Consider the following 16,613-nt stretch of genomic DNA (forward strand, 5'->3'; position numbering starts at 1 on the left):
AAAATCGGTCGTTTAATCTTACATATTATGGATTATCGTGTGTTGTTGCATTTATTCTTGCAATTTAAGGAATAGCAAAAAAATAATAGAGCGACGGAATTGTATATCGCCGCTGATCATCTTCCTTTTACCGATATGAAAATTAAAACACCCCTTCTACACCGAAAACGTTTTCTGTATGATAGAAGAGTCTCAGTCCAAATCTAAAGGAGGAAACAGGTTTGCAATCACCCTCACCCCAAGCTATATCAATACAGCTCCGTTTATTTCTTTGGATCCAGTTGTTGTTCTCGATCGCTTCCTCCTTGTCAGGACTTTTTGTCAACGTGTTTTTATGGAAAGTGAATCAAGACTTGCTTACCATCGCCTATTTTAATATGACTCTGAGCGCCTCGATCATATTGATGATGTTTCCGGCCGGTTGGGTCGCACGACGGTTCCATTCTGTCTGGTGTCTGCGGATTGCAATGGGAATGTTCTCCCTTTTCTATTATCTGATTTTCAGTTTACAAGAACGCTCCGGCGATCATATTTTCATACTCGGAATTTTACATGGCACTGCCATTGCGTTTTTTGCTCTTGCATCGCATGTGATCGCATACGATCACAGTCGCAGCGAGAATCGCTCCCGGTACTTCGGGTGGAGTTCCTTTGTGGCCACTCTTGGCAACATGTTGCCTCCGCTGCTTTCCGGATGGATTATTACCCAGTACCATGCGATCGAAGGATATCGCATGATCTTCCTCATTTCGTTACTCCTATTTGCTTGTGCATGCCTGCTATCACTTTTTCTCCTCGGGCGGGGCCAGACAATCACAAGTTCCCTTCTTTCGGTGACGAAAAGGGGCGGTCAGGACTGGTGGAATGTGCAAATTGCAAACGGGGTCTATGGCCTTCATGACGGAGTGATGTGGTTCTTGCTCCAACTTGTAGCGTTCTGGATACTTAAAGATGAATTGCAGATGGGAATTTACAACACTGCCGCTAGCGTCTTAAGTCTTTTTGCCGCAATTTATGTTGGTAAAAAGGTAAACCAGCAGAATCGAGTCCGATACTTTTTCATGGGGGCAGTCGGTGTCGGGCTTGGTCACGCCATTCTTTCTCTAAATTTCGATGTAGCGGGGTTTACAATCTATGCCGTTCTTGTCACTCTCTTCACCCACTTTTATTCGATTCCCTACAATTCCATTACATTTGAAGTGATCTCGCGTGACCCGCAATCGGAAGAACGAAGGGTGGATTATATCGTATCCCGAGAGATCCCAATTGGGCTGGGACGTCTGCTTAGTGTAGCCGCATTCATCTCCCTCCACAAATACTTCGAGGATGAAGCGGCAGTTCAAATCACAATCGGTGTTCTTGGATTGCTCTATCTCGGATGTTGGTGGCTAATGGCACAAATTCGGCCAAAAGAACTGAATCCGGAAACGAAAACCGGCAGTGCCGCAATCTAGCACTACCGGTTTTCTCACTTAATACCTGTTGTCGCAATTCCTTTAATGAACCATTTTTGGAAGATCAGGAAGACAATAATCATCGGGATTGTCATATACATCGTGCCTGCCAGGTCTAGATTCCAATAAGCAGTATATTGCCAATGGAATGAGTTCAATCCAACCGGAAGAGTAAACATATCATCAGACGATGCCAGAAGACTTGGCCACATGAACGAGTTCCAGTTTCCAAGGAACATAAAAATGGTCTGAGCAGCAAGAGCCGGTTTGGACAGGGGGAGTGCAATCCGCCAAAAAATCCCCCAACGGGTTAACCCGTCAATCGTTGCTGCTTCTTCTAGTTCTTTAGGTAACGCAAGGAAAAACTGACGCATCAAAAAAATTCCGAACGAAGATGTCAGAAAAGGGATCGTGAAGCCCCAATATGTGTTAATCCATCCCCAGTCCGCAAGCATGATGTAGACAGGGATCATTACAACTTGTCCGGGTACCATCATGACACCCAGTATTACATAGAACAGCAGAGACCGTCCAGGAAACCGGATTCTTGCCAATGCATATCCGGCGAGTGTATTAAAAAACAAATTCCCCAGAGTCACGACTCCCGCCACGAAAACTGAATTCAGCAACCACTGAATGAAAGGAAACTTATCTACGATATACGTATAATTTTCAATCGTTAAGTTCCCGAGAGGAACCCAAAGTTTATCAATATCCGGCATGGCCTTCAGTGACGTATAAATTGACCATATAAACGGAACCAGTGTCATAAATGCATAGCCAATCACGACCGTGTAGAACAAGACTCTAAACATCTGCCTCTGCATGTACTCCCCTCCTATACCGTTTCTTCCTTGAATATTTTCTTTTGAATTACCGTCAGAAGTAAGATAATCAAGAAAAGTACAAACGCCATTGCAGACGCATATCCCATTTCAAAGTCCTTGAATGCGGCACGGTACAAGTAGAAGACAACGGTTAATGTAGCATCTTGCGGACCGCCTTCTCCCTTTGAGATTACATACATTTGGTCAAATACTTGGAATGTACCGATGATCGACATAATCAGGATAAAAAATGTAGTCGACCGCAACATTGGCCATGTGATAAACCGCAGCTTCTGCCAAGGAGTTGCCCCGTCAACCTCTGCTGCTTCGTAAAGATCATTCGGAATATCCTGCAAACCGGCCAAATATATCACCATAAACTGCCCAACTGTTGTCCAGATAGCCATCATCATCGTTGCCGGTAATGCAAAACTGAGATCACCAAACCAATCGTGTGTAGGCACCCCAATTTTAGACAGGAACAAATTTACAAGTCCATCGTTCTTAAAGAGATACATAAACATAACAGATACAGCAACTGTGGATGTAACAGTCGGGAGAAAATATACAACCCGAAAGAAAGTCTTTCCTTTTATCTTGGAATCAACGATTAAAGCGAGCATTAATGCAATACAAATCTGAACCGGAACAACGCCAAGAGAGTAGAAACTGGTGTTTTTTACCGCTTTCAAGAAACGCGGATCTTCAAATAATTTCAGGTAGTTTTCAAAACCCACCCATTTTGCCTGCTCAGGAGCTAAAAACGAGAACTCATGAAAGCTGATATACAGCGCGTAAAAAATTGGGCCGATCAGAAACACAGCCAACGAAACAACAACCGGTAAGACAAATAAGTATCCAGTGAATAGATCTCCGCGTGTCCGCATCGGCTTCCCTCCTTCTTCTTGATCATGGTGGAAGATGCTCGCTGGAAAACGAGCATCTTCTTCCTTTTACATACAAGATTATTATTTGGGCATTTTTCCTTGTGCTTCTTCCAACGCTGCTTTTGCATCCGGCTTTGCACCGAGTACCACAGCTTCTGCCGCCTTATTACCAGCATCAACCAGTTTTACACCAACGGTTCCGTATTGGAATGGAACTGCATAGGATGCACCCTTAACAAATGGTGTTCTATCCGGATATTTAATCGAGAATTCCTTACCCAATTCTTTAATCGTCGGGAGAGCCAAACCTTTTTCTACAACGAATTTCTGGCCTTCTTTACCGGTCAGGAAGGTCATCAACTTCACTGCCGCGTCTTTGGTTTTAGAGTTCTTCGACAATGCATACGCAACTGTAAAGATCATGTTAGACGGTTTACCGCCTTCCTTAACCGGAAGTTCAACGATTCCGTATTTCAGATCGGGGGATTTCTTTGCAAGGTGGGGAATCAGCCAAGCCCCTTCCACTACCATGGCTGCCTTCTTATTTGCAAACGCATCTCCAGACCAATCCACACCGAGTGTTTTCGGGATTGCTGCAATTTTTTCTTTCTTCATCATATCGCCATAGATAAAGTCGATTGCAGCCGCATTTTCTGTTTTGTTGAGTGTAGGCTTATCTCCGTCAATAACCGATCCCCCAGCCTGAACTAGGAACGGCTGATAACGTGGAAGCTCCGCAGACATCGAGAATCCGGTTACCCCGTCCTTGGTAAGTTTTTTGGCGGCTGCCTTCAGCTCTGTCCAATTTGTCGGCGGCTTCAGACCTGCTTTTTCAAACATTTCCTTATTGTAGAACAGTGCAAGGGTGTTGTAGTCTTTCGGCAGACCGTATGTTTTGCCTTTCCATTGGAACGCTTTGATCGCGGCATCTTCGTAATCGCCGAGATTCACGTTAAGTTTCTTGATATACTCATCAATCGGTTCCGTAACGCCTTTGTCCATGAATTCAGGTGCCGCATAGGCATCGAGGTAGAAAATATCCGGTTCAGTTTTGGACGCGATCATTGGTTGCAGTTTTTGGAGGTAGTCACCCACTACGGGTTCAAACTTCACATCAATGTTCGGATTTTGCTTTTTGAACTCAGCGATCTGCGCATCGAGAATCGCTTGTTCTTCCGGACTGGAGGACCAACCGCCAACCCGAAGAGTAATTTTTTCTCCTTCTTTTGGTGCAGGAGCTGCCCCTTCTTTTTTGTCACCGCCGCTGGAGCACCCAACAAGTCCGGTCATCACGAGAGACGCTGCCAGAATGCCTGACAATACTTTTGCTTTCTTCTTCATTCTTTCTTGCCCCCTTTTGGAGTTTTACCCGGTCACTACTTGGAGACCGGTCGAATTGTGGAGAACTTTCAAAGTCGTGTGTACGTCGTTATATTTTTGAATCAACAGGTCGAGTGACCCGTTGCCCACACGCAGGTTCTTGATGACCATGCGGTTGATCCCTTTTGGCAGCGAGGGAGACAAACGCACGATCCCCGCCGGCACGTCCGGCATTAAGCCCAAGATCACCTTCACAAACACAAGTGGTGTGCCCGCCGCCCACGCCTGCGGCGAACAAGCCACCGGATACGGAATCGGGTAGCCTTCTTCTTTCGGATACCCGCAGAAAAGTTCAGGCAATCTGTCATATTCGAAGTGTTTGGAGGTTTCAATTAATCCCTCGATCACGCGGTTCGCATGATCGTGGAAGCCATATCGTTTAAGTCCCATCACGCAAAGGGAATTATCATGCGGCCAAACAGAACCGTCATGGTAGCTCATCGGGTTGTATCCCGTCGATTTTGTGCTCATGGTGCGGATTCCCCAACCGGAGAACATGTCAGGTGCCAACAACCGATCAGCCACTTTTTGCGCCTGCTCTTCAGTCAGCAAACCAGACCAGAGGCAATGGCCCGGATTCGAAGTCACCGATTCCACCTGGTTCTTCTCATGGTCGAGTGCAATCGCTACAAACTCTTCGTCTTGCATCCAGAAGTCCCGGGCAAAATCAGCCTTCAGCTTCTCAGCGGACTCCCTTAGACCACGAGCTTTGTCCGGTTGGCCAAGACGGTCAAACACGGCAGCAAGGCGAATTTTCGCATCATAGACATAGCCTTGTACTTCCGCCAGTGCAATTGGAGCCTTGGCAAGTGAACCATCCTTATGCACAAGTGAGTCACCGGAGTCTTTCCAACCTTGGTTTGCAATTCCCTTACTGGATTCCTGGAAGTATTCCACATATCCGTCTTGATCACGATCCCCGTAGGTGTCCACCCATTCCAGCGCCCGCTCGATATTCGGGAGAAGTTTCCCGATGAAAGCTTCGTCGCCAGTCCAATGATAGTACTCGGCTGCCAACACCAGGAACAACGGAGTCGCATCAATTGTTCCATAGTATGGGGTGAACGGAATTTTCCCGGAGTTAGCCAACTCCCCGCATCGAATCTCATGCATAATCTTGCCCGGTTGCTCATCACGCCACGGATCTGCCCTGGTTCCCTGATAGGCCGCCATCGTTTTCAAAGTGCCTTTTGCAATGTCAGGGTTAATAGCAAACAATTGTAGGGCGGCAATCAAAGAGTCACGTCCAAACGGCACCGCAAAAATCGGCAGGCCGGCAACCGGAAACTGGCCGTATCCCACATCGGTGAGCAATACACGAATATCTTTCTTCGAACGATTTACAAGTGCATTGAAGGTCTCGTTGTCCGTCTCAACCGTTGTACATGCCGCATCCCATTGACGATAAGACTCTTCCAGCCGGCGAATGGCCTCTGAACGATCCCTTGTTTGAGGACGTTCACGATCAATCTCAGGTGTAATTGAAATATCGATTTCTGCTGTACCAAAAGGTGCAAGAGAAAAGGTATAAACCGCTTCTTTTTCCGAAATCGTTTTCGGTTGAGGGGAAAACGTAACGATCGTAGCCCGTTCCACATTATCGCTTCCGGTGTAGGACAGTCGAATTCGATCTTTTCCAGTTTCTACAGGATGATGAGTGCCCTCTTGTCCATCCAAGTAGCCCCGGACTTCGAACATGTCCTTGTAATCAGCATCCACTCGGATTCCAATTTCCAGCTCAACCGGGTACACGTTATGATTGCGGAAGGATACGGTCTCATAAAGAACACCTTCTGCAATGAAACGCTTTCGTTCCATCGCAATCGATTCACGCCATACTTTGATCTCGCCGTTCTCTACCTTTTCCTTATTCGTCAGGCGGATCGTGCCTATGTAGTTTTCTGCAGCATTTGATGATAACAAGATCATTTCGAGATTCTTTACAGAAACCTCAAACTGGCTCAAGAATCGAGTATCTTTTGTAAAAAGGCCAAGTCCCTGTTCATCTCCTTCATGAATGTTTCCGGATGAATCTGTTAATAAAAACAGATCGTCTTCTTTGATTACTCGATAGTTCATCTCTACACACCCCTAATGAATTGGTCGAAACTATGGTTATGTCTCTAATTATTGCCTCTAACTGAAAACGTTTTCGATTGATTCCTGTTGATACCCTTTACGAACAACATGCTTATTTCGTAAAGGGTTGGGTGGTTTCACGTACGATGAGTTCCGGAGGAAGTACAACACCTCTGCCGGTTTCACCGTTCTCCAGCATGCGAATCAATGTGTCAACCGCCGACTTCCCCATTTCGTACCGCATTTGTCTTACGGTTGTAAGAGCCGGCTGCATAAGAGAAGCCAAAGCAATATCGTCAAATCCTACAATTGAAAGATCTTTAGGCACCTGTCCTCCCTCAGACTGAATATACTTGATTGCACCGATGGCCATCAGGTCAGAAGCAAAAAATACGGCACTAATCTCCGGATGCTTCTTCTTCAGAGATTGAACCCCTTGTGCTCCATCCTCCTGCTCAAAGTTCCCGTAATAGACATAATCCGAAATAAACTTTACACCAGCCCCCGCAAGCGCTTGCGTGTAGCCAGCCAGTCGTTCTTGCGCGACAGCAGCTTGTTGATGTCCGTTCACAAATCCAATATGTCGATGCCCCTGGCTCAGCAAATGTTCAACCGCAATTCGGGCGCCTGCAACGTTGTCCGACGCTACATATGAACAGGTTTTGGAGGTAAGGGGGACATCAATCAATACACTGGGAATGGAAGCTTCGACAACTTCGTGGGTATAGGGATCATCCAAACGAATTCCCATCATCACCACACCATCGACACGGCGTTGACGAACAAAATCCATATACGTCGTTTTCTTTTGTGCGGTTGGGGATGTAGAGAACAGAACCAGGTCATATCCCATTTCTTGTGCTCGGTCATTGATACCACATAATACGTCAAACAGGAAGTGATGCCCGGAACGTGATTTTGTCAGATCCGATACAACCAATCCAACAGTTTGCGTACGGTTCATCACCAGACTGCGTGCCACCGAGTTCGGCTGATATCCCATTTTCTCAACGACTTTGAGGACTTTTTGCCGTGTTTTGGGGTTTACATCCGTATACTGATTCAGAACCCGGGAGACTGTTGTAATTGAAACGCCCGCTGCTTTTGCCACATCCCGTATTGTCGGACCCAGATGTTTCACCCCCCCTGAAAACGTTTTCGTTATCTTCTCTAATCTTACAATTAAACTCGTATCTTGGCAATATCAATTTTTCGGCACGTTAACGGGAAAGACCTCCAATAGCAATAGACCGCCGTGACCCTTCCAAGGTCTAACGTTAGGTCAATCGAGAGTGAAAAAGCACGGGATTTCTCCCGTGCTCTGTTTAAACCTCGATATTCTTCTATCTACGGTGTCGGAATCATCCAGGTGAACACATAGGCTTGCAGCCAGGAGATGATTCCCATCAAGAACACAAAGATCAGACTGTGCTTTAATGTGAAGCGCAGGATATTCCCTTCCTGTCCGGCCATATTCGTTGCCCCTGCACCTACTGCTATTGATTGGGGAGAGATCATTTTTGCTGCGCATCCTCCGGTTGAGTTCGAGGAAACGGCAAGAATGGGATCAATTCCGACTTCCTTGGCTGCAACTGTTTGCAGTTTACCAAACAAAGCGTTGGTAGAGGTGTCAGAGCCCGTGAGGAACACACCGATGTACCCAATAATCGGAGCAAAGAAGGCGAATGCTGCTCCTGTTTTCGACAATGCCTGCCCCATCGTCGTACCCATTCCGGAACGGGTACTCAATTCCGCATAGGCAAGGAAGCAAGCGATGGATATAAGCGGCAGCGCAAGCTGCTTCAAAGTTTTTGCGAAGGTTGCCAGATATTTTTGAGCAGACATGCCTAATACCAAGGCACTTAAAATGGTTGCAATCAAAATAGCTGTTCCCGAGGCAGTTACCCAGTTCAGAACATATGGTGCAGCCTGGGCCTTGTCAGCTATTTTTACCGCATTGTGCAGAACAGGCATATTGAAATTGATTTCCCAGATCGGGCTTGCCCCTTTAGCGGGTGTAAAGTAATCCTTGAACCATTGCCGGCTCCAAAGCAGGATGATTAAAGATGTAATAATGTAGGGAGACCATGCACGGAGAATTTGACCGCCTGAATACTGTTTATCATTTGCCAAGGTGACTGTGGAACCTTCGAAACTCCACTTGTCTTTTGGTTTCCAGAAAACAAGAAGGATCATGAGAGCAACAATCGAAGTCATGGAGGCAATTAGATCGGTCGATTGATAGCCCAAATAGTTTGAACTGATGAACTGGGCTCCGGCAAAAGAGACCCCTGCTACCACCAGTGCAGGCATCACTCCTTTGGCCGCTTTCCAGCCACCCATGATCATAACAACCCAGAGAGGAATGATCAGAGTGAGAATCGGCAGCTGACGTCCTGCCATTGCCCCGATCAAATCAGGACTCAAACCGGTTACGTTACCTGCAGTGGTGATCGGGATGCCGATCGATCCGAAAGCAACCGGTATTGAATTGGCAACCAGTGCCAAGCCTGCCGCATAAAGCGGGGGAAAGCCCAGACCAATCATCATGGCAGCCGCGATGGCAACAGGTGTTCCGAATCCGGCAGCCCCTTCGATAAAAGCACTGAAGCAGAACGCGATAAGAAGCGCTTGAATTCTTTGGTCATCCGATACTTTTGAGATGGAGTACTTGATAATTTCAAATTGTCCGCTTTCAACCGTTAAGTTATAAAGAAATACGCCAGTAAGTACCACATAACCAATCGGAGCCAGACCCTTCAATGCACCAAGAATGTCAGTCGTCAAAGCAATACCGGTTGGCATTCCATACACGATAATGGCAATTAGTGTAGCAAGCAGAATCGTCAGGAGTGCAGCAATATACCCTTTCATTTTCTTCACGGCAAGGGCCCAACCGAGAAAGAAAATCGGCAGAGCAGCCACGAGCGCTGACAACCAAAGATTGTCAAGCGGATTGGTAACCTGGGTCCACGTCATCCATGATACCTCCTACTTTGATAAGGTGATATGATCACTAGATCATTACACCTTAAATATATCATGACTGAAAGCGCTTGCAATATGTTTTCTAAATTTTTTATTTAGTGTAAACAGACTAAAAAAATCGCCTTCCAAGTGGTGTGAAGTCACTTCTCACATTCCATCAAAAGGCGGATTCTTCTATTATTTCTATTTTACAGATTTGGCCCGAATGATTCTTTCCGTACAGTTGGCCAGAAGGTCATAGGCGTTCGCCATCGCCTCTTCCAATGACATTGGACGATCGACCATTGAAAATACGCTCTGCACTCCATGCTGATACAGAACTTCCACACCGCGGCCGATCGATCCCGCAATCAGGATCACCGGGACACCTGACCTCTGGGCCACTTTTGCAACTCCAAACGGGGTCTTGCCCCGTTCCGTTTGAAAATCGCACTGGCCTTCCCCCGAAATGACAAGGTCAGCCCCCTGAAGATTGCTTTCCAGACGCGTGGCGTCAATTACAATCTCGACTCCGCGTTTGAGAGTCGCCCCCAGAAATGCCACCAATCCCGCTCCCAAACCACCGGCAGCGCCTGCGCCCGGCAGGTCTTTCACCGATTTCCCCAAGTCCCGTTCAATAATGTCCGCATAATGAGCCAGATTCCGGTCCAGTTCCAGTACCATTTCGGGCGTGGCCCCTTTTTGCGGGCCGAATACATGACATGCCCCTTGGGGACCGGTCAGAGGGTTATCCACATCGCAGGCTACAGTAAACGTGCATTCCTTTAGCCGTTCATCCATCCCGGTGACATCGATGTGATGCAAGCGACCAAGGCCCCCACCGCCAAAGGGCAGCGGTTTTCCTTCCGCATCCAGCAGCTTCACTCCAAGTGCCTGGGCCATGCCGATCCCCCCGTCGTTGGTCGCACTGCCGCCAATTCCCAGTATGAACTTGCGGCAGCCCCGATCCAACGCAGCCCGGATCAGCTCACCCGTACCGTACGTAGTCGTAACAAGCGGATTTCGGCGATCCGAGGGTACCAAATACAAACCGGACGCTTCCGCCATTTCAATGACGGCTGTCTTTCCATCGCCAAGGATTCCGTATTTCGCCCGAACAGGGACCCCTAACGGATTCGTGACTTCCTGAGTGAAAATTTGACCTCCCGTTGCGTCAACCAGACTTTGGACCGTTCCTTCTCCGCCGTCCGCCATTGGGATCTTCACGATCTCCGCTTCGGACAGTACTCTGCGAATCCCTTTTTCCATTGCATCACAAGCTTCCTTTGCCGTAAGGCTTCCCTTATATGAATCAGGAGCCAGAACGATTTTCATGTGGACACCCCTCTCCTCTCCAGTGTCAGCTTATCGAGCCTCCCCGGGCCTCTTTAAGCAATTTCTGTTTTAACCCCCACAATTCCTCCGATAAGTCAACGTGGTAGCCATGCGGGTTGATGGGTCGTTTTATCTCTCTGGGCATCGCTTCCAATTGTTCGGCTGCCCGCGCCCGGATCTGTTCCACATGCGGCAGTTGGTAGACAATTTCACCGTTCACGAGAATCGGTACGAGGAGTTCTTCTACGGTAAAGTTGCGAATCGTTTTTCGTTTGTATGTATGAATCGGGTGGAAAAGAGTCAGAGGCCTGGAGGGATCCAACTGTTCTTCTGCCAACATAATGAGATCAGCGGTCGCCTTACCGTCTTCCAGATACAATCGTACCGCTCTTTTATACCCGGGGTTGGTGATTTTGTCCGGGTTTTCGGAGACTTTAATCTTCGGAATCATCACGCCGTTTTCTTCTTCAGCTACCAGCTTGTACACGCCCCCCAATGCGGGACAGTCATCACCGGTAATCAGCGCAGTTCCGAAACACCACGTATCGATGCGGGCACCCTGTAACATGAGGTCCCGCACTACATACTCATTAAGGTCCCCCGATGCAAGAATTTTGACATTGGGAAAACCGGCCTCGTCCAGCATACGGCGTGCCTCTTTGGATAACCAGGCCAAGTCGCCTGAATCCAGTCTGATTCCGCGGAGCTCATACCCTTTTTCTCTCAGTTCGCGTCCAACTTGAATCGCATTCGGAATACCGCTTTTCAAAGTATCATAGGTATCCACCAGGAGAGTTGTCCGATCCGGGTAGGTAGCAGCATAGGCCCGGAATGCTTCCAGCTCTGTCGGGAAGCTCTGAATCCAGCTGTGTGCCTGGGTGCCTACCACCGGTATGCCAAAATTCTGGCCTGCATAGACATTGCTGGTACCAACAAATCCGCCAATGTAGGAGGCTCGGGAACCGAATGTGGCAGCATCCGCATTCTGCGCTCTGCGCAATCCGAATTCCACCGACTCATGGGAGAGATTGAACAACTCACCCCGGGTGGCCTGCACCATCCGGGCCGCCTTTGTCGCGATCAGCGTTTGATGATTGATAAAGGACAGACAGGCGGATTCCACCAACTGCAATTCGAAGATCCGGCCTTCAAACCGCATGAGTGGAATGTTGGGAAATACTACAGTTCCTTCTTGTACGGCATAGACGGTTCCCCGAAAACGGAAGCGCTGCAGTTCGCCCAGAAAATCCTCATCGAATAAGTTCAAGGAACGAAGGTACTCAATATCCTCCTCCTGAAATTGCAAACCGGTTAAAAACATGATCACTTCCTCCAACCCGGCAGCCAGAGCAAAGCCGTTTTGAAAAGGGTTTCTCCGGAAGAACAAATCGAAAACTGCCCTTTGGTTCATTCTGCCGGATTTATAGTAACCATACATCATGGTGAGCTGGTAGAGATCTGTCAGAATTGCGGAATACGGATTTCGGTAGACAGGTTTTTGCCGCAGCTCCTGCAAACGTTCCACGGCTGGAGAGATGGTCATGCAATTCACCTTCTGATTTTTTTCTTTCCATTCTACCTTATTTTGCACAAGCTGTCCTACGCATCCTCCCACATTTTCTTCAAACGAAAACCGACATTTCGCAAAATCAGCACGGCAAGGATCTGCATGGACCCGATCAGCAGCAGATAGGGCGGAATCCATTCTTCGGACAGAAAACGATATGTCGAAATAAAACTGGCTATACTCAGAACGCGTCCAGCGTTTAAGACGATCTCACGCTCGACGATATATTCTCGCTCGTATCGCTCATGGGCCTCATCAATCACATGATAGATCCTTGCCCCAAACGGCACCAGAAATAAAGGGCTGAAAATCGAGGTGATAATCCCATAAAGCGTAATGGTTTTGTAATCTTGTTCGAACAGAAAAAGGGCGATTGCGCCGCTGGACAGGAACGATCCGATCAGCATCGACTCATTGTACCGGTGCCAACGGAGCAATTTCCCCACAGCAAAGAAAGAAAGACTGGAGAGAAGTGCATTGATCGAAGTGTATTTGCCAAGTCCCCATTCGCTGCCGGTGGCAATCATGATCATGATCGCAGCAAAAAAAACAAACACACCTTCCCGTATTCCCTGAAAAAAGTTGCCCAAAAGGACTCGATTCCAATTTGGATGCTGACGGCGAAAAATCGGCACCGGCAGCTCTGTTTCCTCGATTGACTCCAAGCGTTGACTGACCAGGAATGCGGACGCGAAGAATCCCAACGAAAGAGAAAATATAATCGAATAGCCAAGTGCGTTGATCGAGGCAATCGTAAATCCTGAGACAAGCGGGGCTACCATTGTCGCTAAAGAACCCAACATTCCCGACCAGCTTCCGAATTCTCCGCGAGCTCGGCTTTCCGTCAACCGCAGAGACAGAAGATTGTATCCGTACCAATAAAATCCGGCGCCCATTCCAAGCAATATCCCCATCCAATAAGGGTTGGCTCTGTTTCCCGTCCAAAGAACCAATCCATAAAACAGAGCATGCAAAAAAATCCCAAACCTCAGGTACGATTCCCGACGAATCCGGTAGAGCCTGCTCGAAACGAAAAAAACGATTGGCATCATAGTGTATTGCAATCCGTTAAATATGGCAAGCATGACAAGGCTTTTTGTTTGTTTCCACAAAAATACGTTCACAAATGCGGATGAAAGTGCAGAAGCCATAGTAAACAAAACACCGATCCAAAGAAGCATCCGCATCGATTTTGTCCATTCCCGATAAGCCACCGTATCACTCCCTCCCGTTTGGTATTCCCAATTTTCCATAGCGCAATCCGACAGTTTTTACTGTCGTGATGCGGCTTGTGCCCTTTGCGTGCAATTCTCCTCACGAAAAAAGTCGATTCCATTGTTATATAATACCTATTATTTTTATTTGATTGAATTATAATAACTGATATAAAATTTATATTGCCTGACTATAATCATACAGCCGATAGTAAGGAGGTGAATTTAAAGAGCAAAAAGAGAATATCACGCGAAACAAAAGCTAAAAATTTCTAACGAGTGGAGAGGAAATGAATGCAGGTCATCTTTATGGGATTGCCGGGTGCAGGCAAAGGAACTCAAGCAGAGCGAATCACAGAAAAGTTCGGTATTCCGCATATCTCGACCGGTGACATCTTCCGCGCCGCTATGGCGGAAGGAACACCGCTCGGCCTTAAGGCGAAGGAGTATGTTGAAAAAGGGCAGCTCGTTCCCGACGAGGTTACAATTGGTATTGTCCGTGAACGTCTAAGCCGTCCGGATACCAAAGAAGGGTTCTTGCTGGATGGATTCCCCAGAACGGTTCCCCAAGCGGAGGCATTGGAGCAAGTTCTGGAAGAAATGAACCGGGAGATCAGCCACGTGATTCATCTAAACGTGGATCGTGAAAAGCTGTTGTCGCGTCTCACAGGCCGGAGAATCTGCCGTTCTTGCGGATCCGCCTATCATGTGCTTTTCAATCCACCCAAAGCGGAAGAAAAATGTGATAAGTGCGGCGGAGAACTGTATCAGAGAAAAGATGATGCGGTTGAGACAGTTGCAACCCGTCTTGATGTCAACATTCAGGAACAAAAGCCACTGCTTCAGTTCTATCATGTGAAAGGTCTCCTTCGCACGATCGACGGGGAAGCAAATATTGATGAAGTGTCCGAACAGATTTCAAGCGTCCTTCGGGATATTCCATAATTTGCTGCAAGTTACAAAACAATCACTTTCCGGAAAGGAAATGGAGGTTTTCGCTATGACAGTGAAACTGAACGAACAAGAATTGATTCCGGTTATGTCCACGGACAACAATCTTGTAAGCTACGAAGAAGCTTATAAGAACTTTACGTGGGAAGATGTGGAAAAGGAATTCTCTTGGCATTCAACGGGTAAAGTGAATGCCGCCTATGAGGCTGTCGACCGCCATGTTGATGAAGGCCGCGGGGATAGGACCGCCCTCTTGTTCAGTGATGCATCCCGTAACGAGTCTCATACATTCGCCGATATGATGGCGCTTACAAATAAATTTGGAAACGTTTTGCGTTCGCTTGGCATATCGAAAGGAGAACGCGTTTTTATTTTCATGCCCAGAAGCCCGGAATTTTACACAGCCTTCTTGGGTTCGGTAAAAATTGGCGCCATTGTGGGTCCACTTTTTGAAGCCTTCATGGAAGCGGCTGTAAAAGATCGCCTTCTTGATTCCGATGCGATTGCCATCGTAACTACCCCGCAATTGAAAGAACGGATTCCCGTTGCCGAATTGCCTAGCCTGAAGCATGTAATCGTAGTCGGAGCTGAAGGAGAAACGGGAGAAAGAGAAGTAAGTTTTGAAAAACTGATGGCGGAAGCTTCCGACCGGTTGGAAATCGAATGGATGGATCGGGAAGACGGAATGCAATTGCATTACACTTCCGGTTCGACAGGAAAACCCAAAGGTGTCCTCCACGTTCATAATGCAATGATCCAGCATTTTCAGACTGGCAAATGGGTCCTTGATCTGCGTCAGGATGACATCTACTGGTGTACCGCCGACCCCGGTTGGGTAACCGGCACCGCATATGGGATTTGGGCCCCCTGGCTGAATGGCGCAACCTCTGTTATTCGGGGAGGACGCTTCTCTCCGGAAGACTGGTATCAAACAATCGAGCAAAATCGCGTAACCGTTTGGTATTCCGCACCGACCGCGTTTCGTATGCTGATGGGTGCCGGTGAGAACATTGTGAACAAGTTTGATCTCTCTTCTCTCCGTCATGTTCTTTCCGTCGGGGAACCTCTAAATGCTGAGGTGGTTCGTTGGGGATTGAAAGTTTTCGGGAAGCGGATTCATGATACATGGTGGATGACGGAAACAGGCGGTCAAATGATTTGCAACTATCCGTCGATGCCAATCAAGCCCGGTTCCATGGGGAAACCATTCCCGGGCACCTATGCGGCGATTGTAGATGACCAAGGAAATGAACTGCCCCCTTACACAATGGGAAACTTGGCATTGCGGGCACCATGGCCGTCGATGATGCGTAAAATCTGGAACAATCCCGCAAAATTCGAAGAATACTTCAAGCTCAAGCCTTGGTACATTTCCGGCGATTCAGCATATAAGGACGAAGACGGTTACTTCTGGTTCCAGGGACGGGTTGATGACGTGATCAATACCTCCGGTGAAAGGGTCGGGCCTTTTGAAGTGGAGAGTAAACTCGTTGAACATCCCGCAGTGGCAGAAGCGGGTGTCATTGGGAAACCGGACCCGCTGCGGGGAGAAATCATCAAAGCGTTCATCTCGTTGAGAGAAGGATATCAACCATCCGAGGAGTTAATCAAAGAGATTCAGGAATTCGTCAAAAAAGGGCTGGCTGCTCATGCGGCTCCGCGTGAAATCGAATTTCGGGACAAGCTCCCGAAAACCCGCTCGGGTAAAATTATGCGCCGTGTATTAAAGGCATGGGAGTTGGGCCTGCCGACCGGTGATCTGTCTACTTTGGAAGATTAATTTGATTCGATCCGAAAGGGAGACCTCATGGCCAAAACTGTGAGGTCTCCGCTGTCAGAATGCAACGGTTTTCGGAAGGGAGAACCTATGAATCCGACTTATTTCATTTTTATACCCATTCCTTTCGCTTCGCTCAAGGCACAAAACGGAATGAAATCCGTTAACCTTGAGC

At 47.6% G+C, this 16,613-nt stretch carries 12 protein-coding genes; 3 read left to right on the forward strand and 9 right to left on the reverse strand.

Going from position 1 to position 16,613, the window contains the following annotated elements:
* Positions 1–221: 221 nt before the first annotated feature.
* On the forward strand, positions 222–1,454 hold the full coding sequence (locus ACFO8Q_RS18460) for an MFS transporter (RefSeq protein ID WP_380027737.1): 1,233 nt from the start codon (positions 222–224) through the stop codon (positions 1,452–1,454).
* Positions 1,455–1,468: 14 nt separating this feature from the next.
* On the opposite strand, the gene ACFO8Q_RS18465 is transcribed toward ACFO8Q_RS18460, so the two are convergent.
* The 9 genes from ACFO8Q_RS18465 to ACFO8Q_RS18505 all read right to left on the reverse strand — a co-directional run bounded on the left by ACFO8Q_RS18465 (position 1,469) and on the right by ACFO8Q_RS18505 (position 13,710).
* Positions 1,469–2,281, reverse strand: a complete 813-nt coding sequence (locus tag ACFO8Q_RS18465) for a carbohydrate ABC transporter permease (protein WP_380027739.1) — start codon at positions 2,279–2,281, stop codon at positions 1,469–1,471.
* Between the two features lie 11 nt (positions 2,282–2,292).
* On the reverse strand, positions 2,293–3,168 hold the full coding sequence (locus tag ACFO8Q_RS18470; protein WP_380027741.1) for a carbohydrate ABC transporter permease: 876 nt from the start codon (positions 3,166–3,168) through the stop codon (positions 2,293–2,295).
* Positions 3,169–3,249: 81 nt separating this feature from the next.
* Positions 3,250–4,509, reverse strand: coding sequence for an ABC transporter substrate-binding protein (locus ACFO8Q_RS18475; protein ID WP_380027743.1), 1,260 nt, complete (start codon positions 4,507–4,509; stop codon positions 3,250–3,252).
* A 24-nt stretch (positions 4,510–4,533) separates the two neighbouring features.
* Complete coding sequence (locus ACFO8Q_RS18480) at positions 4,534–6,627, reverse strand: amylo-alpha-1,6-glucosidase (RefSeq protein ID WP_380027745.1); 2,094 nt, start codon at positions 6,625–6,627, stop codon at positions 4,534–4,536.
* 112 nt (positions 6,628–6,739) lie between these two features.
* Complete coding sequence (locus tag ACFO8Q_RS18485; protein WP_380027748.1) at positions 6,740–7,768, reverse strand: LacI family DNA-binding transcriptional regulator; 1,029 nt, start codon at positions 7,766–7,768, stop codon at positions 6,740–6,742.
* A gap of 206 nt (positions 7,769–7,974) precedes the next feature.
* The gene (locus ACFO8Q_RS18490; protein ID WP_380027751.1) at positions 7,975–9,606 is read right to left on the reverse strand and encodes an L-lactate permease; all 1,632 of its coding nucleotides are present in this window, start codon (positions 9,604–9,606) and stop codon (positions 7,975–7,977) included.
* Between the two features lie 192 nt (positions 9,607–9,798).
* Positions 9,799–10,929 (reverse strand): glycerate kinase, encoded by a 1,131-nt coding sequence (locus ACFO8Q_RS18495; RefSeq protein ID WP_380027754.1) that lies wholly within the window; start codon positions 10,927–10,929, stop codon positions 9,799–9,801.
* Between the two features lie 25 nt (positions 10,930–10,954).
* On the reverse strand, positions 10,955–12,472 hold the full coding sequence (locus ACFO8Q_RS18500) for a nicotinate phosphoribosyltransferase (protein ID WP_380027756.1): 1,518 nt from the start codon (positions 12,470–12,472) through the stop codon (positions 10,955–10,957).
* Positions 12,473–12,528: 56 nt separating this feature from the next.
* Positions 12,529–13,710, reverse strand: coding sequence for a hypothetical protein (locus tag ACFO8Q_RS18505; RefSeq protein ID WP_380027758.1), 1,182 nt, complete (start codon positions 13,708–13,710; stop codon positions 12,529–12,531).
* A 294-nt stretch (positions 13,711–14,004) separates the two neighbouring features.
* Between ACFO8Q_RS18505 and ACFO8Q_RS18510 the strand changes: the two genes are divergently transcribed.
* Both ACFO8Q_RS18510 and acsA read left to right on the forward strand, forming a co-directional pair.
* Positions 14,005–14,655 carry an adenylate kinase gene (locus tag ACFO8Q_RS18510; protein WP_380027760.1) on the forward strand — a complete coding sequence of 217 codons (651 nt, stop codon included), beginning with the start codon at positions 14,005–14,007 and terminating at the stop codon, positions 14,653–14,655.
* Positions 14,656–14,710: 55 nt separating this feature from the next.
* On the forward strand, positions 14,711–16,441 hold the full coding sequence (gene acsA, locus ACFO8Q_RS18515) for an acetate--CoA ligase (RefSeq protein WP_380027762.1): 1,731 nt from the start codon (positions 14,711–14,713) through the stop codon (positions 16,439–16,441).
* Positions 16,442–16,613: the final 172 nt, after the last annotated feature.

The sequence above is a fragment of the Effusibacillus consociatus genome (assembly GCF_042652925.1).
GTDB classification, from domain to species: Bacteria; Bacillota; Bacilli; order Tumebacillales; family Effusibacillaceae; genus Effusibacillus; species Effusibacillus consociatus.

Coding starts and splice junctions, on each gene's coding strand:
- ACFO8Q_RS18465 (WP_380027739.1), bottom strand. CDS start 2,281: ATGCAGAGGCAGATGTTTAGAGTCTTGTTCTACACGGTCGTGATTGGC.
- ACFO8Q_RS18510 (WP_380027760.1), top strand. CDS start 14,005: ATGCAGGTCATCTTTATGGGATTGCCGGGTGCAGGCAAAGGAACTCAA.
- ACFO8Q_RS18475 (WP_380027743.1), bottom strand. CDS start 4,509: ATGAAGAAGAAAGCAAAAGTATTGTCAGGCATTCTGGCAGCGTCTCTC.
- acsA (WP_380027762.1), top strand. CDS start 14,711: ATGACAGTGAAACTGAACGAACAAGAATTGATTCCGGTTATGTCCACG.
- ACFO8Q_RS18480 (WP_380027745.1), bottom strand. CDS start 6,627: ATGAACTATCGAGTAATCAAAGAAGACGATCTGTTTTTATTAACAGAT.
- ACFO8Q_RS18500 (WP_380027756.1), bottom strand. CDS start 12,472: ATGACCATCTCTCCAGCCGTGGAACGTTTGCAGGAGCTGCGGCAAAAA.
- ACFO8Q_RS18490 (WP_380027751.1), bottom strand. CDS start 9,606: ATGACGTGGACCCAGGTTACCAATCCGCTTGACAATCTTTGGTTGTCA.
- ACFO8Q_RS18470 (WP_380027741.1), bottom strand. CDS start 3,168: ATGCGGACACGCGGAGATCTATTCACTGGATACTTATTTGTCTTACCG.
- ACFO8Q_RS18495 (WP_380027754.1), bottom strand. CDS start 10,929: ATGAAAATCGTTCTGGCTCCTGATTCATATAAGGGAAGCCTTACGGCA.